The sequence below is a fragment of the Qipengyuania aurantiaca genome (genome assembly GCF_019711375.1).
GTDB classification, from domain to species: domain Bacteria; phylum Pseudomonadota; class Alphaproteobacteria; order Sphingomonadales; family Sphingomonadaceae; genus Qipengyuania; species Qipengyuania aurantiaca.
On the sequence record NZ_CP081295.1, the window covers coordinates 2,450,276 to 2,473,118 of the forward strand.

At 64.4% G+C, this 22,843-nt stretch carries 19 protein-coding genes; 7 read left to right on the top strand and 12 right to left on the bottom strand.

The annotated features are described in order from the left end of the window. Window positions 1–10 precede the first annotated feature (10 nt). Window positions 11–1,054 (bottom strand): rod shape-determining protein, encoded by a 1,044-nt coding sequence (locus K3148_RS11955; protein WP_221424993.1) that lies wholly within the window; start codon window positions 1,052–1,054, stop codon window positions 11–13. Window positions 1,055–1,251: 197 nt separating this feature from the next. Here K3148_RS11955 and mutL point away from each other — a divergent pair, with 197 nt between their 5' ends. Continuing rightward, window positions 1,252–3,054, top strand: a complete 1,803-nt coding sequence (gene mutL / locus K3148_RS11960; protein WP_221424994.1) for a DNA mismatch repair endonuclease MutL — start codon at window positions 1,252–1,254, stop codon at window positions 3,052–3,054. Then, complete coding sequence (locus tag K3148_RS11965; protein WP_221424995.1) at window positions 3,054–3,548, top strand: hypothetical protein; 495 nt, start codon at window positions 3,054–3,056, stop codon at window positions 3,546–3,548. Before mutL ends, K3148_RS11965 begins: the two co-directional genes overlap by 1 nt. 1 nt (window position 3,549) lies before the next feature. On the opposite strand, the gene K3148_RS11970 is transcribed toward K3148_RS11965, so the two are convergent. The 6 genes from K3148_RS11970 to ychF form a co-directional block, all read right to left on the bottom strand. Next, window positions 3,550–4,008 (bottom strand): MaoC family dehydratase, encoded by a 459-nt coding sequence (locus tag K3148_RS11970; protein ID WP_221424996.1) that lies wholly within the window; start codon window positions 4,006–4,008, stop codon window positions 3,550–3,552. 15 nt (window positions 4,009–4,023) lie between these two features. Next, window positions 4,024–4,764, bottom strand: a complete 741-nt coding sequence (locus K3148_RS11975; protein WP_221424997.1) for a MauE/DoxX family redox-associated membrane protein — start codon at window positions 4,762–4,764, stop codon at window positions 4,024–4,026. A 10-nt stretch (window positions 4,765–4,774) separates the two neighbouring features. Further along, entirely contained in the window at window positions 4,775–5,578 is an 804-nt protein-coding gene (locus K3148_RS11980) for a DUF1206 domain-containing protein (protein WP_221424998.1), read from the bottom strand. Window positions 5,579–5,605: 27 nt separating this feature from the next. Further along, window positions 5,606–6,427, bottom strand: coding sequence for a DUF1206 domain-containing protein (locus K3148_RS11985; protein WP_221424999.1), 822 nt, complete (start codon window positions 6,425–6,427; stop codon window positions 5,606–5,608). Window positions 6,428–6,491: 64 nt separating this feature from the next. Beyond that, entirely contained in the window at window positions 6,492–7,757 is a 1,266-nt protein-coding gene (locus tag K3148_RS11990) for an alkaline phosphatase family protein (protein WP_221425000.1), read from the bottom strand. A 13-nt stretch (window positions 7,758–7,770) separates the two neighbouring features. Then, window positions 7,771–8,871 (bottom strand): redox-regulated ATPase YchF, encoded by a 1,101-nt coding sequence (gene ychF / locus K3148_RS11995; RefSeq protein ID WP_221425001.1) that lies wholly within the window; start codon window positions 8,869–8,871, stop codon window positions 7,771–7,773. A 140-nt stretch (window positions 8,872–9,011) separates the two neighbouring features. Here ychF and K3148_RS12000 point away from each other — a divergent pair, with 140 nt between their 5' ends. Beyond that, window positions 9,012–11,369, top strand: a complete 2,358-nt coding sequence (locus K3148_RS12000; RefSeq protein WP_247711574.1) for a zinc-dependent metalloprotease — start codon at window positions 9,012–9,014, stop codon at window positions 11,367–11,369. Between the two features lie 8 nt (window positions 11,370–11,377). On the opposite strand, the gene K3148_RS12005 is transcribed toward K3148_RS12000, so the two are convergent. From K3148_RS12005 to K3148_RS12020, 4 genes are all read right to left on the bottom strand, one after another. Further along, a complete protein-coding gene (locus tag K3148_RS12005) occupies window positions 11,378–12,376 on the bottom strand; it encodes an SDR family oxidoreductase (RefSeq protein ID WP_221425002.1) in 999 nt (332 codons plus the stop codon). Between the two features lie 33 nt (window positions 12,377–12,409). Beyond that, entirely contained in the window at window positions 12,410–12,979 is a 570-nt protein-coding gene (gene pth / locus K3148_RS12010) for an aminoacyl-tRNA hydrolase (protein ID WP_221425003.1), read from the bottom strand. A gap of 90 nt (window positions 12,980–13,069) precedes the next feature. Further along, complete coding sequence (locus tag K3148_RS12015; protein WP_221425004.1) at window positions 13,070–13,762, bottom strand: 50S ribosomal protein L25/general stress protein Ctc; 693 nt, start codon at window positions 13,760–13,762, stop codon at window positions 13,070–13,072. 171 nt (window positions 13,763–13,933) lie between these two features. Then, a complete protein-coding gene (locus K3148_RS12020; protein WP_221425005.1) occupies window positions 13,934–14,869 on the bottom strand; it encodes a TraB/GumN family protein in 936 nt (311 codons plus the stop codon). A gap of 171 nt (window positions 14,870–15,040) precedes the next feature. Here K3148_RS12020 and K3148_RS12025 point away from each other — a divergent pair, with 171 nt between their 5' ends. From K3148_RS12025 to ppdK, 3 genes are all read left to right on the top strand, one after another. Continuing rightward, window positions 15,041–15,940, top strand: coding sequence for a glycine--tRNA ligase subunit alpha (locus K3148_RS12025; protein ID WP_221425006.1), 900 nt, complete (start codon window positions 15,041–15,043; stop codon window positions 15,938–15,940). Between the two features lie 111 nt (window positions 15,941–16,051). After that, on the top strand, window positions 16,052–18,367 hold the full coding sequence (gene glyS, locus K3148_RS12030) for a glycine--tRNA ligase subunit beta (RefSeq protein ID WP_221425007.1): 2,316 nt from the start codon (window positions 16,052–16,054) through the stop codon (window positions 18,365–18,367). Window positions 18,368–18,427: 60 nt separating this feature from the next. Next, a complete protein-coding gene (ppdK, locus tag K3148_RS12035) occupies window positions 18,428–21,103 on the top strand; it encodes a pyruvate, phosphate dikinase (protein ID WP_221425008.1) in 2,676 nt (891 codons plus the stop codon). On the opposite strand, the gene K3148_RS12040 is transcribed toward ppdK, so the two are convergent. After that, a complete protein-coding gene (locus K3148_RS12040; RefSeq protein ID WP_221425009.1) occupies window positions 21,100–21,858 on the bottom strand; it encodes a class I SAM-dependent methyltransferase in 759 nt (252 codons plus the stop codon). The genes ppdK and K3148_RS12040 overlap by 4 nt on opposite strands. A gap of 53 nt (window positions 21,859–21,911) precedes the next feature. Between K3148_RS12040 and K3148_RS12045 the strand changes: the two genes are divergently transcribed. Continuing rightward, window positions 21,912–22,691, top strand: coding sequence for a ComF family protein (locus K3148_RS12045; protein ID WP_247711575.1), 780 nt, complete (start codon window positions 21,912–21,914; stop codon window positions 22,689–22,691). The last annotated feature ends 152 nt before the right edge of the window (window positions 22,692–22,843 follow it).

Sequence of the window (22,843 nt, forward strand, 5' to 3'; positions counted from 1 at the left end):
CCGTACCCCCTTATGCGGTCATCAAGACGCCGCGATAGATCGGGTCTTCCATAGCACGGCCCGTGCCCACCGCCACACAGGAGAGCGGATCTTCCGCAATCGTGACGGGCAGGCCGGTTTCCTCGCGCAGGTATTCGTCGAGGCCGCCGATCAGCGCGCCGCCGCCGGTGAGCACGATGCCCTGGTCGACGATATCGGCCGCCAGTTCCGGAGCCGTGTTCTCGAGCGCGATGCGCACGCCTTCGATGATGGCGCCGATGGGTTCCGAAAGCGCTTCGGCGATATGGCCCTGGTTGATCGTGATTTCCTTGGGCACGCCGTTGACGAGGTCGCGGCCCTTGATCGTGATCTGCTCGCCGGTGCCGTCTTCGGGCTGGCGGGCAACACCGTAATCCTTCTTGATTCGCTCGGCCGTGCTGTCGCCGATCAGCAGGTTGTGGTGTCGTCGGACGTAAGAGACGATGGCTTCGTCCATCTTGTCACCACCGGTACGGACCGAGGTGGTGTAGGCAAGGCCGCGCAGCGAGAGGACGGCGACTTCGGTGGTGCCGCCGCCAATGTCGACGACCATCGAGCCGACCGGTTCGGTCACCGGCATATCGGCGCCGATCGCGGCGGCCATGGGCTCGAGGATAAGGTAGACCTGCGAAGCGCCCGCGTTCGAGGCGGCGTCGCGAATGGCGCGGCGCTCGACCGAGGTCGAACCCGAGGGCACGCAGATGGTGATTTCGGGATAGCGCATCAGGCTCTTGCGGCCGTTCACCTTGCGGATGAAGTGCTTGATCATTTCCTCGGCCACGTCGAGGTCGGCGATCACGCCGTCGCGCAGCGGGCGGATGGCTTCGATGGAATCGGGCGTCTTGCCCATCATCATCTTCGCATCGTCGCCCACGGCCTTGACGCGCTTCATGCCGTTGACCGTCTCGAGCGCAACCACGCTCGGTTCGTTGAGGACGATGCCCTGGTCCTGTACGTAGACAAGCGTGTTGGCGGTGCCGAGGTCGATCGCCATGTTCTGCACGCCGAATTTGAAGATGTTGTTCCAGAGGCCCATTTTCGTGTCGTAATCCGTATGATGCGTGGGGTCAGTCGAGGGTTGCGAGTCGCCGCTGTCGTGAACCCGGGGGGAAACGGTGGCGGTGCCTTAGCTTTATTACGCGCGGAAAGCCAAAAATTTCCTCACTGCTTGCGGGGGATAGGCAAACAAGTTGCCTCGGATTCCTCGCGCTTCGTCGCTATGCTTGCCGGTCCATGCCCGAAATACGCCGCCTGCCCGACACATTGGTTAACCGTATCGCCGCCGGCGAGGTGGTCGAGCGCCCCTCTTCCGCGCTCAAGGAACTGGTCGAGAACGCGATCGACGCGGGCGCGACGCGGATCGCGGTGAAGCTGGTCGAGGGCGGACTGACCAGCCTTGAAGTGACCGACGATGGCTGCGGCATGGGGCCGGACGAGATGGCGCTTGCGCTTGAACGGCACGCGACGTCCAAACTGCCGGACGATGCGATCGAGCAGGTTTCGACGCTGGGCTTTCGCGGCGAGGCGCTGCCGAGCATCGCCAGCGTGGCGCGGTTCACGCTCGAAAGCCGTCCGCAGGGAGCGGAGCAAGGCTGGAAGCGCGTGGTCGATCACGGCGAGCTGGTGGCCGAAGGGCCTGCAGCCCTGCCGCCGGGAACGCGGGTGCGGGTGGAAAACCTCTTTGGCAAGATCCCGGCGCGCCGCAAGTTCCTGCGCACGCCGCGCAGCGAATACGCCGCTTGCCTCGACGTGGTGAAGCGCCTCGCCATGGCGCGGCCCGATGTCGCGATCACGCTCGACCATGGCGACCGCCGCATTCTCGGCCTGCAGGGCGGGGAAGGGCTGGCCAACCGCGTTGCGCAGGTCGTGGCGCGCGAGTTGAAAGAGAACGGCGTCGCCATCGATCTCGACCGCGGGACCATGCGTCTCACCGGCATTGCCGGCCTGCCGACCTACAACCGCGGGATAGCCGATCACCAGTATCTCTTCGTCAACGGCCGTCCGGTGAAAGACCGGCTGCTGACCGGCGCGGTGCGCGGGGCCTATTCCGATATGCTCGCGCGCGACCGGCACGCGGTGCTCGCGCTGTTCCTCGACCTGCCGCCCGAAATGGTGGATGTGAACGTCCATCCGGCCAAGACCGAGGTGCGTTTCCGAGATTCGCACGCGGTGCGCGGTTTCATCGTGTCAGGCCTGCGCAGCGCGCTCGCAACGGGCGACAAGCGCAGCGCGCAGACGCCCGATGCCTCCGCCATGTCGCGCTGGCAGCAGGAGCCTGTCCGCGAGGAACCCGCCCCGGCGCTCCGCTCGATTTTTGAGGGGCGCGACTGGTCGGCCCCGCAGACGCGTGTTTCGGAGGCAGGTGCGGCGTGGCGCGGCTACGAAGCCGAGGTCATGGCCGAGCCGCGTGGCCGGGCGGAAGAGGCCGCTCCCGCCCCGGCGGCAGAGCAGGATTATCCGCTCGGCGTGGCGCGTGGGCAAGTGGCGAACACCTATATCGTGGCCGAGGCGAGTGACGGGCTGGTGCTGGTCGACCAGCACGCGGCCCACGAACGCCTCGTCCTCGAACGGCTGAAAGCGGCGGGCGCGGAAGAAGCGGTGGCGCGCAGCCAGGCGCTGCTGATCCCCGAAGTCGTCGAGCTGGAAGAAACCAGCTGCGACCGGCTTGAGGAGGCCGCCGACACGCTAGCCAAGCACGGTCTCGCCATCGAACGGTTCGGCCCCTCCGCCATGCTCGTGCGCAGCCTGCCGCACGCCATCGCGCGCACCGATCCCGAAAAGCTGCTGCGGGACATCGACGACGACCTCGCTCTCAATGGCGAGGCCCTGCATCTTGGCGAGAAGCTCGACCTCGTGCTCGCCACCATGGCCTGCCACGGCTCGGTCAGGGCAGGGCGCACCTTGCGCGTCGACGAAATGAACGCCCTGCTGCGCGAGATGGAGCGCACCCCGCGCTCGGGCCAGTGCAACCATGGGCGGCCCACGTGGGTTAAGCTCTCGATGGAAGACGTCGAGAAACTGTTCGGGAGGCATTGATGCGTTGGTTTCCGGTTCTTGCCCTTGTTGCTCTCGCAGCCTGCGACAGCACCACGCCGGCCGAGGAAGAAGCGGCGCGCCAAGCCGATGTGGCCGAGGTCGAGGCCAATCAGGAGCCTCCCCCCGAAGAACTCGTGCTCGACCCGATCCGCTATCCCGAAATCGAGAAGCACAATCTGTATGGCGCCGGTTGCAGCTTTGCGCCCGATGGCGGCGGGCTGGGAGCGGTGGCGCTGGCGATGGCGGACGAGGGCTACCTTATCCGCAAAGGCGAATTGGTGACGCTGGCGGCGGACAAGGGGAGCAAGGAGCTACCCTATCTCGCGCGGCGCAAGTATGACGGTCGCGAGTATTCCTTCACTCTCGACCTCGATGAGGCGGGAGGTGAGCAGAGCGGCTACGAGACTACCGACTATCGCGGCACTCTGACCGTGCGGGACGGCAGCAACCGAGTGCTGTATCGGGCCGACGGACTGACCCAGTGCGGGGCGTGAACTAGTCCGAACCTTCCGGATCGCGCGTTCGCATCAGCGCGTTCGAAACCATTTCCAGCACCATCTCGTCCTTCTGGTTGAAGGTACGGATGCGGCTCTTGAAAATGCCCATTTCGGGGCGCGAGGCGCTGCGGCGTTTTTCGATGATCTCGGTTTCGCAGCGCAGCGTGTCGCCGGGATAGACCGGCTTGATCCAGCGCAGCTGGTCGACCCCGGGCGAGCCAAGACCAGCGGATTTTTCGTTCATCATGTTCTCGACCATCATTCGCATGGTCATCGAGCAGGTGTGCCAGCCGCTGGCGGAAATCTTGCCAAAATGGGTCTGCGCGGCGGCCTCGTCAGAAAGGTGGAAAGGCTGAGGATCGTATTTCGAGGCGAACTCCAGCACCTCCTCGCGTGTTACCTCATACCCGCCGAAGCTACGGGTCAAGCCGATCTCGAGATCTTCGTAGAATATCATGGCCCCGTGCTTGGACTAGACCATGGGGCGGAGCAACATCCAAATCGCCATGCCGATCATGGCGAGGTTCTCCGTCAGCGACACGAAGCCCAGCGGCACGTTGGCGCTGCCGCCGACGCAGGCGCATTTGATGGAGCGTTTCTGGACATAGACGGCATAGAAAACGCTTACCGCGCCAATAGTGCCGATGAAGAGCGCGATCGGAATCGACAACCATGGAAGGATACGGCCAGCCATGAGCACGGCGGCGGTCGCCTCAAGGAACGGGTAGGCGTAGGCATAGGGTACCCAGCGTTTGCCGAGCAGGTCGTAGCCCACGAACATGGTCGAGAATTGCTCGACATCCTGAAGCTTGAGCATGGCCAGCATCGCCATGGAGAACGCCACGAACCATTCGGCAGCGCGGATCGTCAGCGGCGAGCCGTAGACGAAGATGCTGAGCGCGATGGCCAGCGCTGCGCCCACCGCAAAGACCGCCAGGACCGGCGTGTAGCTCGTATCGCTGGCCGTTTCCTTGTCGTGGCCAAAATGCTTGCGCAGGTCGGTGTAGCCGCCGATCCGCTTCCCTTCGATGAAGCTCTGCGGGGTCGTCTTCACGCCGTGCTGTTCCTTGAAGGCATCGGTCGCCTCGCGCGTGGCCAGAGGATGGTCCTCGACCGTGTAGCCCTCCCGCTCGAGCAGCCACTTGGATTTGATGCCATAAGGACAGACGTGCTTGTCCATCGCCATGCGGTAGAGTTTCGCGGTCTTGGTCATGACTGTAATGTCAGGCCCGGAAGCTGGGTTTCAACCCTTCAGGGCCGAAATCCGGGATCACGCGGTAAAAGGCGGTGAAGAGGCTGAACAGTCCGAACAGGATCAGGCCGACGGCAACCCAGACATAGATATAGCTCATATCGCGAAGGGCCAGTATCGCCTCCCCGAGACCACGAATGCGATCTTCCTCTCCGGCAAGCGCGCCACGCGTCATCGACCACCCGATCAGAAGGAAGACGGCCGCGCGGGCAAGGTGACCGATCCGTCCGATGGGATTGACGATGGCTGGAGCGTGACGACTGATGCGATGCATGAAATGCGCGGTCACTGCGGTCTTCGCCTGCATGAAAGCGCCGGTCAGGAACCCCAGGCCAATCAGCAGAATGAGAATCCATCCGGTGTCGTACTGCAGGATCGATCCCGCCATCGCCTGCCCACCGCTGTCGCCCTCGGTCGATGTGCGCGTCCAGGTCGCGAACTGGAAGCAGGCATAGGCCAGAAACAGGTGGGCGACCGCACTCGCAGCATCGCCGATGCGCTTGAGGATGCCGGTGAAGTCGGTGCCCCGGTGCTGGATATCGCTGATGGCGCACATGAGACGGAAGGCGACGTAGGCCAGCAGTCCCACGGACATAACCCAGAGGATCGGCGTGCCGAAAGGCACTTCCTGCAAATAATCGTAAACAGCGCTTCCGCCGCCTTCGGCATCACCCCTCGTGCTGAGCGCGATATAGCCCAGCAGGATATAGGTGATGCCGCGAGCGGCGAAGCCAGTCCGGACCAGCCAGCTGAACTTTTCGGACTTGTCGATCATGGCTGCCGGTTCCTGTAATTCCGCGCGTCAGGCGCGGAACTTGGGGACGCCCGCGTCGCTGTCGAGGTCCGGGATAATCCGGTAGCGGGCCAGCACGAGGCTGAAGAGACCGAACAGCATCAGGCCGATGGCGGTCAGCGTGAAGATGAAGCCTTCGCCCGCGAGGCTGGCGACTGCCTCGCCCAGCGTCTTCACCTGGCCTGCGCCGCTCGACATGAAGCCCGCCTTGAAGAGCGACCAGCCGATAACGGTGTAGACCACGCCGCGCGCGACATAGCCCGCGCCGCCCAGCCAGCGTGTGGCCGAAGGCGCCTGCCCGCTGATGCGGTTCATGAACTCGCCCGTGATGCCTTTCTTCACTTGGAAGATGGCGGCGATGAAGAAGGCGATGCCGAGCAGGCCGAGGATCGTGCCGCCGAAGTCCATCGAGAGGACGCCCGAGGCCGCTTCCTGCGCGCCTCCGCCTCCGCCTGAGCTGCCCTGCGCCGCTTCACCCGTGTCGCGTCCGGCGAACTGATAGGCGGAATAAGCAAGTGCGAGGTGAGCAATGCCGCTACCCGCATGGCCGATGCGCTTGGCCCAGCCTTTGCCGTCGCTGCCCTGATTCTCGATATCGAATAGCGGCGAGCAGAAGCGGAATAGCGCATACGCCAGAAGGCCAATTACCATGATCCACAGGATCACATTGCCGCCGGGAAAATCATTGATCGCACGGAAGATGCCATTCGTGCCCTCGGCAATCTTGCTGGCGCTGGTCAGCGCGATGAGGCCAAGCACGAAATACAGGATCGCACGGCTGAAATAGCCGACGCGCACGAGCCAGCTGAACTTTTCGGATTTATCTACCACCAGGAAAACTCCCCTTGTTTTGAGAGCCTAACGGCAGGGGAGGGCGATGCGTTCCGCTTCGTGCTCAATCGCTTGTGGACAATATATCCAGAAGAGAGCCCGAAAGCGGGTCGCCGGCTTCGGCCTGCGGCAGGCCGACGAGCTGGCGCAGCAGCGGCGCGAGCTGCGTGTTCGCGAAGATCGGCGTCGTTACGCCATCATGGAAGGCCGGGCCGTTGGCGATGAAGAGTGCCTGCATTTCCGGCGCGAAGGGGTCGAAGCCGTGGTTTCCCCCGGTCCAGGAAGAGGTCGGAGCGGAGCGAGCGATCGTCCAGCCGGTTTCGGGCAGGCAGAAATAGGGCGGGATTCGCTCATGCGTGCCGTACTGATAGCGCGCCGGGATATTTTGCTTTGCCCAGCAGGTCATGTGCTCATGCTCGGCGAGGATGGCTTCGCGAAATTCGCTTGTCTTGCCCTCGGCTGGCTCGAAGGTGGCGTAGGCTCCGGATTCGACGAGGCGGTAGAGCGAGCTGTCGAGGACATCGTCGAGAGCGATCACGCGCTCCGAACTGGTTGCCGCCATGCCGTGGTCCGACACGATCACGAGATTGGCCGGCTGCCCGAGGCTTTCCAGCCCATCCACCAGCATGGCGATATGCGCATCGACATCGCGCAGCGCCGCGTTCACTTCCTCGCTGTCGGGCCCGCCGTCATGCCCGGCGCTGTCGACCGTGTCGAAATACAGGGTGAGGAATTCGGGCCGGATGTCTGCCGGACGGCGCACCCAGTCGAGCACCGAATTGACCCGCTGCGTGTTCGAAACCTGCATCGAAAACGCCTGCCAGTCGCTTGGCAGGATGCCGTCGGTAACGGGGCCATAGCGCACCGCCGTGCCGCCCCAGGGAACCGCACTGCCGGGCCAGAACATGGCCGCCGAGCGAATGCCCGCTTCCTCGGCCTCGACCCAGACGGGCTTGGCCTGGTTCCACCAATAGGGATCGACCGTCGCCATGGTGAAAGGCTCTTCGGGCTTGCCAGCATCCTCCATCCGGTTGGCAGTGATGCCGTGCTGGTCGGGCACGAGGCCGGTCACCAGCGTCCAGTGGTTGGGAAAAGTCTTGCTGGGAAAGGAAGGGCGCATCGCCGCGCGCACGCCGCCCTCTGCAAGGCCGCTGAGCGTGGGCGTGATGCCGCGGTCGAGATAGTCGGGATGGAAGCCGTCGATAGATACAAGAATGGTCACCGGCTCGCGTACTTCCGACTGAACGGCCGAGACGCTTTCAACCTGCGGGGCGCAGGCGGCGAGGGTGGTCGCGGTGGCGAGGGCGAGAGCGGTGACCAGTTTCTTCATCGAGCGCGTGTCCTCAGACGTTGAACTTGAACAGCATCACGTCGCCGTCCTTGACGAGGTATTCTTTGCCTTCCTGGCGCAGCTTGCCCGCATCGCGCGCACCGCTTTCGCCGCCCAGCGCGATGTAGTCCTCGTAAGCGATCGTTTCGGCGCGGATGAAGCCGCGTTCGAAATCGGTGTGGATCTCGCCCGCTGCCTGCGGAGCCTTGGCGCCTTCGGGGAACGTCCAGGCCCGCGCTTCCTTGGGACCGGCGGTAAAGAAGGTGTTGAGGCCAAGGAGCTTGTATCCCGCCTTGATCACGCGGCTGAGGCCGCTTTCCTCAAGGCCGAGTTCGGCAAGGTATTCGGCGCGGTCTTCGGCTTCCATCGCGACCAGCTCGCTCTCGATGGCTGCCGAAACGACAACCGCCTGCGCGCCCTCGGCCTTTGCCTTTTCGAACACGAGATCGGAGAAGGCGTTGCCCGTGGCCGCGTCTTCCTCGCCCACGTTGCAGACATAGAGCACCGGCTTGGCGGTGAGCAGCTGCGCCTGCCGCAGCACGCGTGCTTCTTCTTCGTCATTGGGTTCGGTCAGGCGAGCAGGCTTGCCGTCGCGCAGCAGGGCGAGGGCCTGTCCCAGCACGCTGGCGATGATCTTGGATTCCTTGTCGCCCGCCGTGGCGCGCTTTTCGGCCGCCGGCACGCGCTTTTCGAGGCTTTCGAGGTCCGACAGCATCAGCTCGGTCTCGACCACTTCGGCATCGGTGATCGGATCGACCTTGTTGGCGACGTGCTGGATGTCGTCATCCTCGAAACAGCGCAGCACGTGGACGATGGCATCCACTTCGCGGATGTTGCCGAGGAACTGGTTGCCCAGACCCTCGCCCTGACTTGCGCCCTTCACGAGACCCGCGATGTCGACGAAGGCGAGCTGCGTCGGGATGATCTTGGCCGAACCGGCAATGGCGGCGATCTTGTCGAGCCGCTCGTCCGGCACGGAAACCTGGCCGACATTCGGCTCGATCGTGCAGAATGGATAGTTCGCGGCCTGTGCGGCCTGCGTTTCGGTCAATGCATTGAAAAGGGTGGACTTGCCCACGTTGGGCAGGCCGACGATCCCGCAACGGAAACCCATCGATAACTCCGGAAAATAAGTGTTGGGCGCGCCCTTAGCGGTTCAGGCGCGCAAGGGGAAGCGCGCTGTAGGCCGGGCGGCGGCTCGACAGGGCAGGATCGGGTGATAGGGTGCGCGGCACAGACAGAGGGGAGATTATCATGCGCCACTTCGCCTTCGCCGCATCGCTCGCGCTGACCACCGCGCTTACTGCCGCACCGGCCAGCGCCGAGGACCGGCTGATCGACGTCAGCACGAAGGTGGAAGAAGGCACGATTACCCTCACCTTGCCCAAGCCCGATTCTGACGGGGTGGCGGGCCGATATCTCTATGTCGCGCAGGTCGAGACCGGCGTAGGGTCGGCGGCGACCAATGTGGATCGCGGCGCGCCGCTCGCCACCGGCATCATCCGCTTTCGCCGCATGGGCAAGAAGGTCGTCGCCGAACTAGAAAACACCCGATTTTATGCGCCTTCCGGAAGCGCGGCGCAGCAGGAATCGGTCGAGAACAGCTTTCCCACGGCAACCTTGTGGGTGGGCGAAATCGCCGAGACCGCGAAGGACGGCAGCATCAGCTTCGACATCGCCCCCTTTCTCGCGATGGATCATTTCGGCTTCGCACAGCAACTGGGCGAGGGGTATGCGCTGAACAAGGAAGGCTCGCTGGCCGACCCTGCACGCGTTCGCGTTTTTCCCGAGAATGCCGAGTTTTCGGCCATGCTGACATTCACCGCCAAGGATGCCCCGGCGGAACTCCGGAACGTGTCTCCCGCAAGCGGCACGATCGCCCTGTGGGTGCGCCATTCGCTGGTAGAGCTGCCAGCGCAGCCCATGTCGGTGCGCACCGACCCATACGGATTTGCCTTTTCCGTCCCGCGCTACGATTTCTCTGCGCCGCTGGGCCGCTCAATGCTGACCAAGCTGGCGGAACGCCACCGGCTCGAGAAAACCGACCCCACCGCGGCGCGTTCTCCGGTGAAGGAACCGATCGTCTATTACGTCGACGGTGCAGCGCCCGAGCCGGTGCGGCAGGCCCTCATAGACGGCGTTGGCTGGTGGGCCGAAGCGTTCGACGCGGCTGGTTTCGTCGATGCCTTCCGCGTCGATGTGCTTCCGGCCGATATCGACCCGCTCGATATGCGCTACAACGTGGTGAATTGGGTCAACCGGGCGACACGCGGGTGGTCCTATGGCCCGAGCATCATCGACCCGCGAACCGGCGAAGTCCTGAAAGGCAGCGTGATGCTCGGCTCGCTACGGGTGCGGCAGGACATTTTGATTTTCCAGGCGCTGGTCGGTTCAGGCCTAACCGATACGGGCGATCCCAACGACCCGGTTCCCGCGGCGCTTGCCCGTATCCGCCAGCTTGGTGCGCATGAGGTCGGACATACGCTGGGCTTGGCGCATAACTTCGCCGCCTCGTCGCAGGGGCGCTATTCGGTGATGGACTACCCCGCGCCGCGCGTGACGCTGGTCGACGGCCAGCCCAGCATTGCCGATGCCTATGGCGTTGGCGTGGGCGAATGGGACAAATTCGCGATCCGTTACCTCTATGCGGCACGAACGGACGAAGAGGCCCGCGAAATGGTGCGCGAGGCGCAGGCGAGGGGGCTGCGCTTCGTGGGCGATGCCGATGCGCGCGGGACCGGTGCAGCCAATCCCGAAGGTTCGCTCTGGGACGATTTCGCCGACCCCGTGGCAGAGCTTGCCCGCATCATGGAAGTGCGCCGCGTCGCGCTGGCGCGCTTCGATGTGAACGCGATCCCCGGCGGTCAGGACTTGCCGAGCCTGCGGCGCGCCTTCGTCCCCATTTGGTTGCTGCACCGTTATCAGGTCGAAGCCGCGGCAAAGGCCTTGGGCGGTGTCGTCGCTCCCCACGGGTTAGCCGGTGATGCCGTGGAGGTTGCGCAGGTGTCCGGTGCTGACCAGCGCGCCGCGCTCGATGCTTTGATGGCGGCACTCTCGCCCGAGGCGCTGACGGTGCCTGCGCGGCTGCAACCGCTGCTGTCATACGGCCCGGCAACAGATTACGATTATTCAACCACGATCGAGGTCATGCCGACAGCCGGTGGCCCCGTGTTCGATACCTTGCGTGCGACCGAGATCGGCGCGGTGCATGTGCTCGACAGCCTGCTCGACCCGCAGCGACTCAACCGGCTCGAAATGCAGCATGCCTCCGATAGCGAGGTGCCTTCCGCGCACGATGTGACCACGCGGCTTCTGGCGCGGGCGGACGGGCTTGCGGCAGAGGGCGCGGTGGGGCGCCGGATCGCCACGACCATTGCGCTCGACCTTGCGCGGACTGCGCGAGAAGGCGGCCTCTCGCGCTCAATTGCGCTGCAGATCGACGGCCAGCTCGCGCGCTGGGGCGAGCGGCTTGTGAATAGCAGCGGCGGGAGCGAGGAGGCGGACTGGCGCCGCGGCCTCGGCGCGCTTCTTTCCGATAGCGATAAACTCGCCGCGGCGCTGGAGGACAAGGCTTTGCTGCCCGATGTGCCGCCGGGCATGCCGATCGGCTGAGGACCTGGTCAGGCGTTGTGAACGGCGCGCACCAGCGGGCCGAGGCGGCTTTCGCCCAGCCATTCGACCTGCGTCTTTGCGCTGACTTCGTTGATGGCGGTCTGCGGGATCGCGCCCCCGCTGACCGGCAGGCGGACGGGGCGCGTCCCGGGCGGCATGGCGAGTACGCGGGCCATGGCGCGCGGGATATCCATCGGGTCGGCGCTGCGGCCCGAACCGTCCTCCTCGCCCATTCGCGCGACCACTTGCGGATAGCCGTCGAGATGGATCGCCTGCGCGCGCGATTTCAGTTCGGCTGAATAGCGGTTGCGGTTGACCCAGACCTTGGTCGGATAACCGCCCGGCTCGATCACCGTCACGCCGATACTGTGGGGCACGAGCTCGTAGGCGAGTTGCTCGCCCATCGCCTCCACCGCGAACTTGGTGGCGGAATAGTGCCCGGCATAAGGCACGATGACGCGTCCAAGCTGGCTGGAAATGTTGAAAATGTGACCGCTGCCGCGCGCCCGCATATTGGGCAGGACCGCGCGGACGAGGCGGTGGTAGCCGAAGACATTGGTGTCGAAGGCGAGGCGGGTGGCCTCCATGTCCTGCACTTCGACCGGTCCGGTGATGCCGATGCCGGCGTTGTTGACCAGCACATCGAGCCCACGCCCGATCTCGCGCTCGGCCGTGCTGACCGCGTCGGCGACCTCATTGTCGAGCAGCACGTCCAGCCGCATCACGCGGATGTCGAGTTTCTCGTCGCTGGCGAGTTGCTTCAGCTCTTCGGCTTCGGGGCGCGGAGTGTTGCGCATGGTGGCGAAGACGGTCGCACCGGCCCGTGCGAAATGTTCCGCCGACAGCCTTCCGAAGCCTGACGAACAGCCGGTGATGAGGATCGCCTTGCCCGAAAGATTTGGGGCGGGGGCCTCCACCTTGTCGGCCTGCGCAGCGCGCGCAGTGGCAGCGATGGCTCCAGTGGCAGCAACGCCAGCAAGCAGGGTGCGGCGGTCGAAATTCGGCATCACGGTCTCCTCTCGTGAGGAGACGTTAGCAGATCAATCCTGCATCCGCAGCGCGATATCGTTCATGAAGCGCACGTCGTCGCCCTTGGCGAGCCATTCGGCCTCCGCGCCCATCGCACCGAGCATGTCGGCAAGCGCGTCCATCTCGCTCTTGGCATAATTGCCCAGCACGTGGCCGGTCACGCGGTCCTTGCTGCCGGGATGGCCGATCCCGATCCGCACGCGGCGGAAGTCGGGGCCGAGATGCTGGTTGATCGAGCGCAGGCCGTTGTGCCCCGCAAGCCCGCCGCCGCGCCGGACCTTCACTTTGAAGGGCGCAAGGTCGAGCTCGTCGTGGAAGACGGTCAGGTCCTCGATGTCGAGCTTGTAGAAGCGCATCGCCTCGCCCACCGCGCGGCCGCTTTCGTTCATATAGGTCGCAGGCTTCAGGAGGACGATCTTCTCGCCGCCAATACGGCCCTCCTGCACCCAGCCGGAGAATTTCTTCTGCACGGGTCCGAAGCCGTGGATTTCGGCCAGGGCGTCGCACACCATGAAGCCGATATTGTGCCGGTGCATCGCGTATTGCGGTCCGGGATTTCCGAGGCCTGTCCAGATTTGCATGGGTGCCACCTAACCTGACGGTGCTGAAAAACAAGAACGCCGGCCTCTCTCGAGACCGGCGCCTTGGTGATTTCTCGGATAGAAAAGAGCTTATTCGCTCTTGTCTTCCTGTTCCTGAGCGGCGTCTTCGTCTTCGCCCTGCTCGGTGGCCGGAACGTCCTGCGGATCGACGTCGCCTTCGCCCTCTTCGCCTTCAGCGCCTTCGCTCTTCTTGAGCGCCGACGGAGCGACGAGGGTGGCGATGGTGAAGTCGCGGTCCGTGATCGCGCTCTCGCTGCCTTCCGGCAGCTTCAGTTCGCTGATGTGGATCGAATCGCCGACTTCCTTGCCGGTGACGTCGATTTCGATCTCGCTCGGGATCTTGTCCGCTTCGCAGACCAGTTCCAGCTCGTGACGGACAACGTTCAGCACGCCGCCCTTCTTGAGGCCCGGGCTACCTTCTTCGTTGGTGAAGACGACCGGAACGCTCACATCGACCTTGGCGCCCTTGCCGAGGCGGAAGAAGTCGACGTGCTCGGGGCGGTCGTTGACGGGGTGAAGCGACACGTCCTTGGGAAGCGTCTTGACCTTTTTGCCACCCAGTTCGATCGTGACGATCGAGTTCATGAAGTGGCCGGTGCCGAGCTGCTTGACCAGCTCCTTGGCTTCGACGTGGATCAGTGTGGGTTCTTCCTTGCCGCCATAGATCACGGCGGGGACACGGCCTTCACGACGCAGTGCACGGGAGGCTCCCTTGCCTGCCCGTTCGCGCGTCTCGGCCGGAAGTGTCAGAGCATCGCTCATGTCGCTTACCTTTCGAATGCGATTGATATGTTCGGTCCGCCACGCCTCCAGGGATGACCATGACGCCGAAGCGCGCGCCTATAGCGGGGCGGGGAGGAATTGCAAGGCAAAAGCCCCCCGCCTCGGGTGAGGCGGAGGGCTGTTTCGGTGAGCGGCCTGCGAAGGGCCGGTTTACTGGATGCGCGTGATCGCGATGTCCCGCTCGGCCAGATAGTCCTGCACGCTTTTCTCGCCCGCAAGGTGCCCGGCGCCCACCGCCATGAACACGGTGCCCGGCGAGTCGAGACGCTCGTCGATCCAGCCCGCCCAATTCGCGTTGCGGACATAGAACAAGCGCTCCATCAGCAGGGGGTCGGTCTCGGCGCCTTCCTGAAGCATGGCAGCAAGCTCGTCGATGTCGCCGACCTTCCATTCCTCGATGATGCGGCCGAGCATGGCGACGCTTTCGTCGGGGTTCTCGACCGACTGGATCAGGTACGGGACCTGCTTGTCGAGCGGCAGGGAATCGAAGATGTCGATCTGGTACTCGGCCGTCTCCAGGGCCGCGCGACCGGTGCCTTCGGGCACGGTGGCCTCGAGTATCTTCTCGACGCCGTTGTCACCGTCGACGCCAGCCTTCTGCAAGGTGACCTGCAAGACGGTGATGGCGGCGAACCAGGGCTCGAAACGGTCGAGGGCCTCTGCCGGAATACCGGTCTGGGCGAGCCCGGCCTCGTATTTCGCGCGCTGCTCGTCACTCATCAGCCCGCGCAAAGTCTGGCCTTCGGGCAGCATGGCCTTGCTCATCACCATCGGCGCGAGCGCGCTCATGCTCTCGGGCGTCATGTCGACTTCGGTCACCAGCGTCTGCGAAGAGGTGATGGCTTCGGCGACGAGGCCGCTGTTCCAGTCGATATCGGCGGGAAGGGCATGGACCGTCCCGAAGATGTAGATCGTGGTGTCCTCATCGGCCACCTTCCACAGCGCGGGGCCATCGCCGGTCGGCACGAAAGCGGGCTCGCTTGCGGCCACGGTTCCGGCGTCGGCATAGGTCGCACAGCCCTGCAGGCCGAAAGCGAGCGCGGCGGCGCAGATCGTGGTCTTCAAAAGGCGCTTTGCGTCAGTCATTCTCTTCTCTCCTGTTAGGCGCCTACTAAGCGTCGCGTATCCCTGTTGGAAATACGTAAAGATCGTAATTGCTTCGTATCTAAGACAATAGCGTTGGGTCGTGGCATTCACACCCGAACCTGTTGCACTGCGGCATTGACCCGTTTTCGCCCTTGCGCCATTGCGCGCCGCATGGACCGTAATCCGCAAAAATCCTTCCAGGACATGATCCTTGCGCTCCACGATTTCTGGAGCGCGAACGGGTGCCTCATCCTGCAGCCTTACGACATGCGTATGGGCGCGGGTACCTTCCACACCGCCACCACGCTGCGCGCCCTGGGGCCGGAGCCATGGAACGCGGCCTTCGTGCAACCATGCCGCCGCCCGACCGACGGGCGCTATGGCGAGAACCCGAACCGGCTGCAGCACTATTACCAGTACCAGGTGATCCTGAAGCCGAGCCCGGCGAACATCCAGGACCTCTATCTGGAGAGCCTGCGCGTGATCGGCATCGATCCGCTGAAGCACGATATCCGCTTCGTGGAAGACGACTGGGAAAGCCCGACGCTGGGCGCATGGGGGCTTGGCTGGGAAGTCTGGTGCGACGGGATGGAAGTCACACAGTTCACCTATTTCCAGCAGATGGGCGGCTTCGACTGCAAGCCGGTCGCGGGCGAGTTGACCTACGGCCTCGAACGCCTCGCCATGTACATCCAGGGCGTGGACAACGTCTACGATCTCGACTTCAACGGCCAGGGCGTGAGCTATGGCGATGTCTTTCTCGAGAACGAGAAGCAGATGTCGAAATGGAACTTCGAAGTCGCCGAGACCGATGCGCTGTTCGACCTGTTCAACAAGGCCGAGGCCGAGTGCAAAAACGCGCTCGCGCACAATGTCCCCATCGCCGCTTACGAGCAGGCGGTAGAGGCCAGCCATATCTTCAACCTGCTGCAGGCGCGCGGCGTGATCAGCGTGCAGGAACGCGCCAGCTACATGGGCCGCGTCCGCGACCTCGCACGGGGAAGCTGTGAAGCACACATGGAAAAGGAAGCGCCCGTGTGGGCCGAAAAATATCCGGAGTGGTCGAAATGAGCGCTCTAGCACCACCTCCGTTCGGCCTGAGCCTGTCGAAGGCCAGCCGCAACGTTTCGCCTGCGCTTCGACAGGCTCAGCGCGAACGGGCGTTTGTTCGGGGGGCGGGCAATGTCTGACTTCCTCCTCGAACTGCGCAGCGAAGAAATCCCCGCCCGTATGCAGGCTGGGGCGCGCGCCGAACTCGAAAAGCTGTTCCGCCGTGAGATGGATGCCGCCGGTGTCACGACGGGCGAGATTACCGTCTGGTCGACCCCGCGTCGTCTTGCGCTGATCGCGCGCGGTCTGCCCGAAGCGACCGAGGCAGTCAGCGAAGAACTGAAAGGCCCTCCGGTCGGAGCGCCCGACCAGGCACTCGAAGGTTTCTGCCGCAAGGTGGGGGTCGAGAAGGGCGATCTCGAAACGCGGGAGGTGAAGGGCAGGGCGACCTACTTCGCCGTGAAAAACATTCCCGGACGCGCGACACGTGATCTGCTCGCCGAGGCAATCTCCGCAATCATCCGCGATTTCAGCTGGCCCAAGTCGATGCGCTGGGGGGCTGCTTCGATTTCGACCGAGAGCCTTCGCTGGGTTCGCCCGCTGTCGGGCATCGTCGCGCTATTGGGTGACGACGTGGTCGAATGCGAGGTGCACGGCGTCACCTCCGGCTCGGTCACTCTGGGCCACCGCTTCCACCATTCGGGCGACATCACCATCGGCAATGCCGACGACTACGCGATGAAGCTGCGCGCCGGTCACGTCATCGTCGACCATGAAGAACGGCAGAACCTCATCCGCTCGGGCGCGGCCAAGGTCGCCACCGAAGCTGGCCTCAAGCTGGTCGAGGACGAGGGCCTCGTTATCGAGAATGCAGGCCTCACCGAATGGCCGGTCCCGCTGCTCGGCCGGTTCGAGGAAGATTTCCTCGAGGTCCCGCCCGAAACGATCCAGCTCACCGCGCGCGTGAACCAGAAGTATTTCGTCTGCGAGGACGAGGCTGGCGAACTCGCCAACGCCTTCATCTGCACCGCCAATATCGAGGCGGAAGACGGCGGCGCGCGCGTGGTCGACGGCAACCGCAAGGTCCTCGCCGCCCGCCTGTCCGACGCGCGCTTCTTCTGGGATGTCGACCGCAAGAAAACCCTCGCCGAACACGCCAAGGGTCTGGAACGCATCACCTTCCACGAAAAGCTGGGCACCGTTGCCGATAAGGTGGACCGCGTGGCGAAGCTCGCCCGCTGGCTGGCCGAGGAAGGCATCGTCAAAGATGCTGAGCCGGACATGGCCGAGCAGGCTGCGCGCCTCGCCAAAGCCGATCTCGTCACGGAAATGGTCGGGGAGTTTCCCGAACTGCAGGGCCTGATGGGCGGCTACTACGCCCGCGCCGAGGGCCGGCCCGATGCAGTCGCGGACGCAATCCGCGATCACTACAAGCCGGTCGGGCAGAGCGATGAGGTGCCAACGGCACCCATAACTGTTGCTGTCAGTCTTGCCGATAAGTTGGACACGTTGGTCGGATTTTTCTCGGAAGGAGAAGAGCCAACAGGATCAAAAGATCCTTTTGCACTCAGGCGCGCGGCAATTTCCGTGCTTAATCTCCTGCTTATCAATGAGATACGCTTGAGTCTTAAAGACCTCATGCTGGTTGCAATGGAGAATCGAGCAGGGCGTCTCGGCGACGAGTTGGGATCGACTGTTGGCAGTCTGATCGTCTCCTTGAGCAACGCGAAGGTCGATGTCGCCAAAGACGTCGTAGCTGCGTGGTCTAAGGAATATGTCCGTCAAGAAATGGTCGATCGAATTGCGAAGGATGTGTTCGCGCCGGTGGCTTCCGGTATCGCTTCGCTGGTGACCTTCCTTGCCGACCGCCTCAAAGTCCAGCAACGCGAAGCTGGCGTCCGCCACGATCTCATCGACGCGGTCTTCGCGCTCGGTGGCGAGGACGATCTCGTCCGCCTGCTTGCCCGGGTGAAGGCGCTTCAGTCCTTCATGGAAACCGAAGACGGCGCCAACCTCCTCGCGGGCTACAAGCGCGCTGCCAATATCCTCAAGAAGGAGGACTGGCACGGCATCGAGGGCGAAATCGCGCGCACCGGAGAGGAAGACCCGCTCGCTCTGGTCGACGATCCCGACATGAAGGCGGTGATCGACGCCAAGATGTCCGAGCGGCACGCGGCGGAACTTTCCTACACGCCCGAACCGGCCGAAAAGGCCCTGATGGACGCTCTGGCCCATTCGGAACCGGCAGCGGCGCAGGCCATTGAAGCGGAAGACTTCTCCGCCGCCATGGCTGCGCTGGCGGCGCTGCGTGCGCCGATCGACCGTTTCTTCGATGAAGTGACGGTAAATGCGGAGGAAGAAAACAAGCGGGCACATCGCCTGGACCTGCTTGCACGCTTCCGTGCTGCAGTGCACAAAGTGGCGGACTTCAGCCGGATCGAAGGCTGACAATTTGATCTTCGGGACCGTGCTCCAGGTGCTCCACGGTTCAGACAAGCAAGGATGAACATGAACGATACGGTCTTCACCTTCGGCGGCCCAAATGCGCACGGGGCTCCGCATTCGAATGCACGACAGAAGGACAAGACCGTCACCGGCGGCAAGGGCGCGAACCTCGCCGAAATGGCCAGCATCGGCCTGCCGGTCCCTCCCGGCTTCACCATCGCCACCGAGGAATGCCTCAAGTACCTCGCCGGCGGCAGCGACTTTTCGGAGAAGCTGCGCGCCGATGTGATGGCCGCGCTCGCCCATGTCGAGAAGACGGTGGGCAAGGGTTTCGGCGATGCGGCGGACCCGCTGCTCGTTTCGGTCCGCTCGGGCGCGGCGGTGTCGATGCCAGGCATGATGGACACGGTGCTCAACCTCGGCCTAAACGACGAGACGGTCGAGGGCCTTGCGAACACCAGCGGCGACGAACGCTTCGCCTGGGACAGCTACCGCCGCTTCATCCAGATGTATGGCGATGTGGTGCTTGGCGTCGATCACGGGCTGTTCGAGGAAGCGCTCGAAATCACCAAGGAAGACAACGGCTATTACGCCGACACCGAGCTGAGCGCCGAGGAATGGAAGACGCTCGTCGCCGAGTACAAGGCCATCGTCGAGCAGGAACTGGGCAAGCCCTTCCCGCAGGACCCGGTCGAGCAGTTGTGGGGCGCGATCAGCGCGGTCTTCGACAGCTGGGATACCGAGCGCGCCAAGATCTACCGCCGCCTGAACGACATCCCGCACGACATGGGCACGGCGGTCAACGTACAGGCGATGGTCTTCGGCAACATGGGCGACACCAGCGCCACGGGCGTCGCCTTTACCCGCGATCCCTCGACCGGCGAGAAGGCCTATTACGGCGAATGGCTGGTCAACGCGCAAGGCGAGGACGTGGTGGCCGGTATCCGCACGCCGCAGTACCTGACCAAGGCCGCGCGTGAGGCCGCGGGCGCCGACAAGCCGAGCATGGAAGAGGCCATGCCTGAAGCCTTCGCGGAACTGGCACGCCTCTTCGACCTGCTCGAGAAGCACTACCGCGACATGCAGGACATCGAGTTCACTGTGCAGCAGGGCAAGCTGTGGCTGCTCCAGACACGCAATGGCAAGCGCACCGCGAAGGCCGCGCTGAAGCTGGCGGTCGACATGGTGGGCGAAGGACTGATCGACGAGAAGACCGCCATCCTGCGTGTCGATCCGATGGCGCTGGACCAATTGCTGCACCCCACGCTCGACCCCGACGCGCCGCGCGATGTGCTGACCACCGGCCTGCCGGCCTCGCCGGGTGCGGCGAGTGGCAAGATTGTACTCGATGCCGACACGGCAGAGCTTTGGGCAGGGCGGGGCGAGAAGGTTATCCTCGTCCGCGTCGAGACCAGCCCTGAAGACATCCACGGCATGCACGCGGCCACCGGCATCCTTACCGCACGCGGCGGGATGACGAGCCACGCGGCGGTTGTCGCTCGCGGCATGGGGCGCCCGTGCGTTTCGGGCGCGTCGCAGGTCTCGATTGCAAGGGAAGGGCGCACGCTCACCATCGGCAATCGCGAGCTGAAAGAGGGCGACACCATCACGCTCGACGGCGGCAACGGACAGGTCATGGCGGGCGAGGTCGCTACAATCGAACCGGAACTCGCGGGCGATTTCGGCACGCTGATGGAATGGGCCGACAAGCATCGCCGCATGCGTGTTCGAACCAATGCCGAGACCGAGACGGACTGCCGCATGGCGCGCCAGTTCGGAGCCGAGGGCATCGGTCTGTGCCGCACCGAACACATGTTCTTCGACGCCGACCGCATCAGCGCGGTGCGCCAGATGATCCTTGCCGACACCGAGGCGGGCCGCCGCGATGCGCTGGCCAAGCTTCTGCCCGAACAGCGCGCCGATTTCGTCAAGATTTTCGAGATGATGACGGGCCTGCCGTGCACGATCCGCCTGCTCGACCCGCCGCTCCACGAATTCCTGCCGCATGGCGAAGCCGAATTCGAGGACCTGGCCGCGGCTACCGGTAAGAGCGTCGAGCAGCTGAAACGCCGTGCGGGCGAGCTTCACGAGTTCAACCCCATGCTGGGCCATCGCGGATGCCGTCTCGGTATTACCTATCCCGAGATCTACGAGATGCAGGCGCGGGCGATCTTCGAAGCGGCGTGCGAGGTCGCCAAGGCGAGCGGCGAGGCACCGGTGCCTGAAGTGATGATCCCGCTGGTTGCGACGCGCAGGGAGCTCGAACTGCTCAAGGCTGTCGTCGACCGCGTTGCGGGCGAGGTGTTCGAGGCTTCGGGCTGCAAGGTGGACTACCTCGTCGGCACGATGATCGAACTGCCGCGCGCGGCGTTGATGGCGGGCGAGATCGCCGAAGTGGGCGAGTTCTTCAGCTTCGGCACGAACGATCTCACCCAGACGACGCTGGGCGTCAGTCGCGACGATGCGGGGCGCTTCCTCACCGACTATGTCGACAAGGGCATTTTCGCCCGCGATCCCTTCGTGAGCCTCGACATCGACGGGGTTGGCCAGCTGGTCGAACTCGCCGCCGAGCGCGGCCGCAAGACCCGCGGCGACATCAAGCTCGGCATCTGCGGCGAACACGGCGGCGATCCCGCCAGTATCGCGTTCTGCGAGAAGACCGGCCTCGATTACGTCAGCGCCTCACCCTACCGCGTTCCGATCGCCCGGCTCGCGGCAGCGCAGGCGAGCCTTCGCTAGTCTTTCCAGCCGGTTAACGTCAGAATCTCGAAGTTCTCGAGCACGCGATCCTGATCGTTCCTCGCGGTCAGGAAAGCGGCCCGAGCGTTCTCCAGCGCCGCCTTGCCCAACGGCGGAGCGGCGTTGGCAAGGCTCGACGTCAGGCCTTGGTCGCGCAGGTCCGACACCAACCGGTCGAGCGAACGGAAGGCCACTTCCAGGCTGCGGCTGTCGACCACCTGCCGCTTGAACAGCGCGCGCTGCATCAGCGCCGAGGCCGCCGCGTTGTCCACCAGCGGGTGCATCCGCGCTGCCGGACGGTCGGGCTCGGCCGCGATCATTGCGCGGCGCAGGTTGGCGAGGCTGCCCGCACCGATCAGCGAGGCGATCAGCATGCCGCCCTCTGCCAACGCGCTGCGCAAATGGAGCAGGGCGCCGGGAAGATCGTTCACCCTTCCGAGCGAGGCGAGGCTGACGATCAGGTCGTAAGGGCCGCCGTCCAGCGGCCGCTCCTCGTCGAGGGTGCGGACATTGGCCTCCTCTACCTGCGATCGACGACCGCGCAGTGACAGCGCAAGCGTGCCCGTCCAGTCGCCGATCACCAGCACGCGGGCCGGTTCGAACCGCATGAATTCCAGCCGGTCGAGCACATCCTCGACCATGTCGTCGACCACATACCGCGCTGCATCGCGCTGCGACTGGCGCACGAGCGCGCGGCGGAAGCCCGCCTTGCGGCGCTGACGGCTGAAAATGCGGGGAGGGGCCCTGTTATCCATTGCGCGTATCCATCGCGCGCTCCCCTGCCGCGCTTGCCAAATCCATGCAAGCCATGCAGCAGGTTCCTATGGGGAGAGTAACCACGATGGGGCGGGTGTTGCGCGATGGGATTGCGCCGATTGTGGACCTGATCTACCCGCCGCGCTGCCCTGCCTGCGGGGAAGCGACGGGCGAACAGGGCGGCTTGTGTGTCGAATGCTGGTCCGGTCTCGCCATCCCTTCGGAGCCTTCCTGCGCCGCGTGCCAGCGTCCTTTCGGGAACGAGGCTATACCCGAAGGGAGCTTCTGCGCGCCGTGCCTCGGATCGCCGCCACTCCATGACGGCATTGCGGCCGGAACGCTCTATACTGACACCTCGCGCAAGCTGATCCTCGCGCTCAAGCACGGGCGGCGTATCGGGCTCGCGCCGGTACTTGCGCGCTTGATGGCGGCGCGAATTCCGGTCACAGAAACGGAGCGTGTCATCATCCCGGTGCCGCTCCATCGTTGGCGGCTATGGCAGCGCGGCTTCAACCAGGCGGCCTTGCTGGGGCGCGAGCTGGAGAAGGCGGGCCGTGGGACGCTGCTGGTCGACGGGCTGATCCGCACGAAGCGTACGCCGAGCCTCGGGGGAATGGGAGCAAAGGCCCGGACACGAGCGCTGGCAGGCGCGATTGCGGTAAGGCACAAAAACCAGATTGAGGGGCGCGACATCCTGCTGGTCGACGATGTGCTGACCAGCGGCGCGACCAGCTTGGCCTGTGTGAAAGCCCTGAAACGTGCCGGCGCGCGGACGGTCGTGATCACCTGCTTCGCGCGGGTGCTCGATGAAGCGCTCGACCATGCCCGATAAACGAAACGCCCGGGATCCGAAGATCCCGGGCGCCACGTGACGAAATACACCGGGTCGTTTTGGTGCAGCCCCCCAGCATGCACCAGGCCCTATCCCTCATCGTTACCGGATGCGCCGCATATAAACCCCCATGCGGCTGCGGATCCGGGACC

What these genes read in the sequence shown, in the direction of transcription:
- K3148_RS11955 (WP_221424993.1), bottom strand. Translation starts at nt 1,054, where the DNA reads ATGGGCCTCTGGAACAACATCTTCAAATTCGGCGTGCAGAACATGGCG.
- K3148_RS12025 (WP_221425006.1), top strand. Translation starts at nt 15,041, where the DNA reads ATGGACCGTAATCCGCAAAAATCCTTCCAGGACATGATCCTTGCGCTC.
- K3148_RS12000 (WP_247711574.1), top strand. Translation starts at nt 9,012, where the DNA reads ATGCGCCACTTCGCCTTCGCCGCATCGCTCGCGCTGACCACCGCGCTT.
- K3148_RS11970 (WP_221424996.1), bottom strand. Translation starts at nt 4,008, where the DNA reads ATGATATTCTACGAAGATCTCGAGATCGGCTTGACCCGTAGCTTCGGC.
- K3148_RS12015 (WP_221425004.1), bottom strand. Translation starts at nt 13,762, where the DNA reads ATGAGCGATGCTCTGACACTTCCGGCCGAGACGCGCGAACGGGCAGGC.
- K3148_RS12040 (WP_221425009.1), bottom strand. Translation starts at nt 21,858, where the DNA reads ATGGATAACAGGGCCCCTCCCCGCATTTTCAGCCGTCAGCGCCGCAAG.
- K3148_RS11965 (WP_221424995.1), top strand. Translation starts at nt 3,054, where the DNA reads ATGCGTTGGTTTCCGGTTCTTGCCCTTGTTGCTCTCGCAGCCTGCGAC.
- ychF (WP_221425001.1), bottom strand. Translation starts at nt 8,871, where the DNA reads ATGGGTTTCCGTTGCGGGATCGTCGGCCTGCCCAACGTGGGCAAGTCC.
- K3148_RS11990 (WP_221425000.1), bottom strand. Translation starts at nt 7,757, where the DNA reads ATGAAGAAACTGGTCACCGCTCTCGCCCTCGCCACCGCGACCACCCTC.
- ppdK (WP_221425008.1), top strand. Translation starts at nt 18,428, where the DNA reads ATGAACGATACGGTCTTCACCTTCGGCGGCCCAAATGCGCACGGGGCT.
- K3148_RS11975 (WP_221424997.1), bottom strand. Translation starts at nt 4,764, where the DNA reads ATGACCAAGACCGCGAAACTCTACCGCATGGCGATGGACAAGCACGTC.
- K3148_RS11980 (WP_221424998.1), bottom strand. Translation starts at nt 5,578, where the DNA reads ATGATCGACAAGTCCGAAAAGTTCAGCTGGCTGGTCCGGACTGGCTTC.
- mutL (WP_221424994.1), top strand. Translation starts at nt 1,252, where the DNA reads ATGCCCGAAATACGCCGCCTGCCCGACACATTGGTTAACCGTATCGCC.
- K3148_RS12005 (WP_221425002.1), bottom strand. Translation starts at nt 12,376, where the DNA reads ATGCCGAATTTCGACCGCCGCACCCTGCTTGCTGGCGTTGCTGCCACT.
- glyS (WP_221425007.1), top strand. Translation starts at nt 16,052, where the DNA reads ATGTCTGACTTCCTCCTCGAACTGCGCAGCGAAGAAATCCCCGCCCGT.
- K3148_RS12045 (WP_247711575.1), top strand. Translation starts at nt 21,912, where the DNA reads ATGCAGCAGGTTCCTATGGGGAGAGTAACCACGATGGGGCGGGTGTTG.
- pth (WP_221425003.1), bottom strand. Translation starts at nt 12,979, where the DNA reads ATGCAAATCTGGACAGGCCTCGGAAATCCCGGACCGCAATACGCGATG.
- K3148_RS12020 (WP_221425005.1), bottom strand. Translation starts at nt 14,869, where the DNA reads ATGACTGACGCAAAGCGCCTTTTGAAGACCACGATCTGCGCCGCCGCG.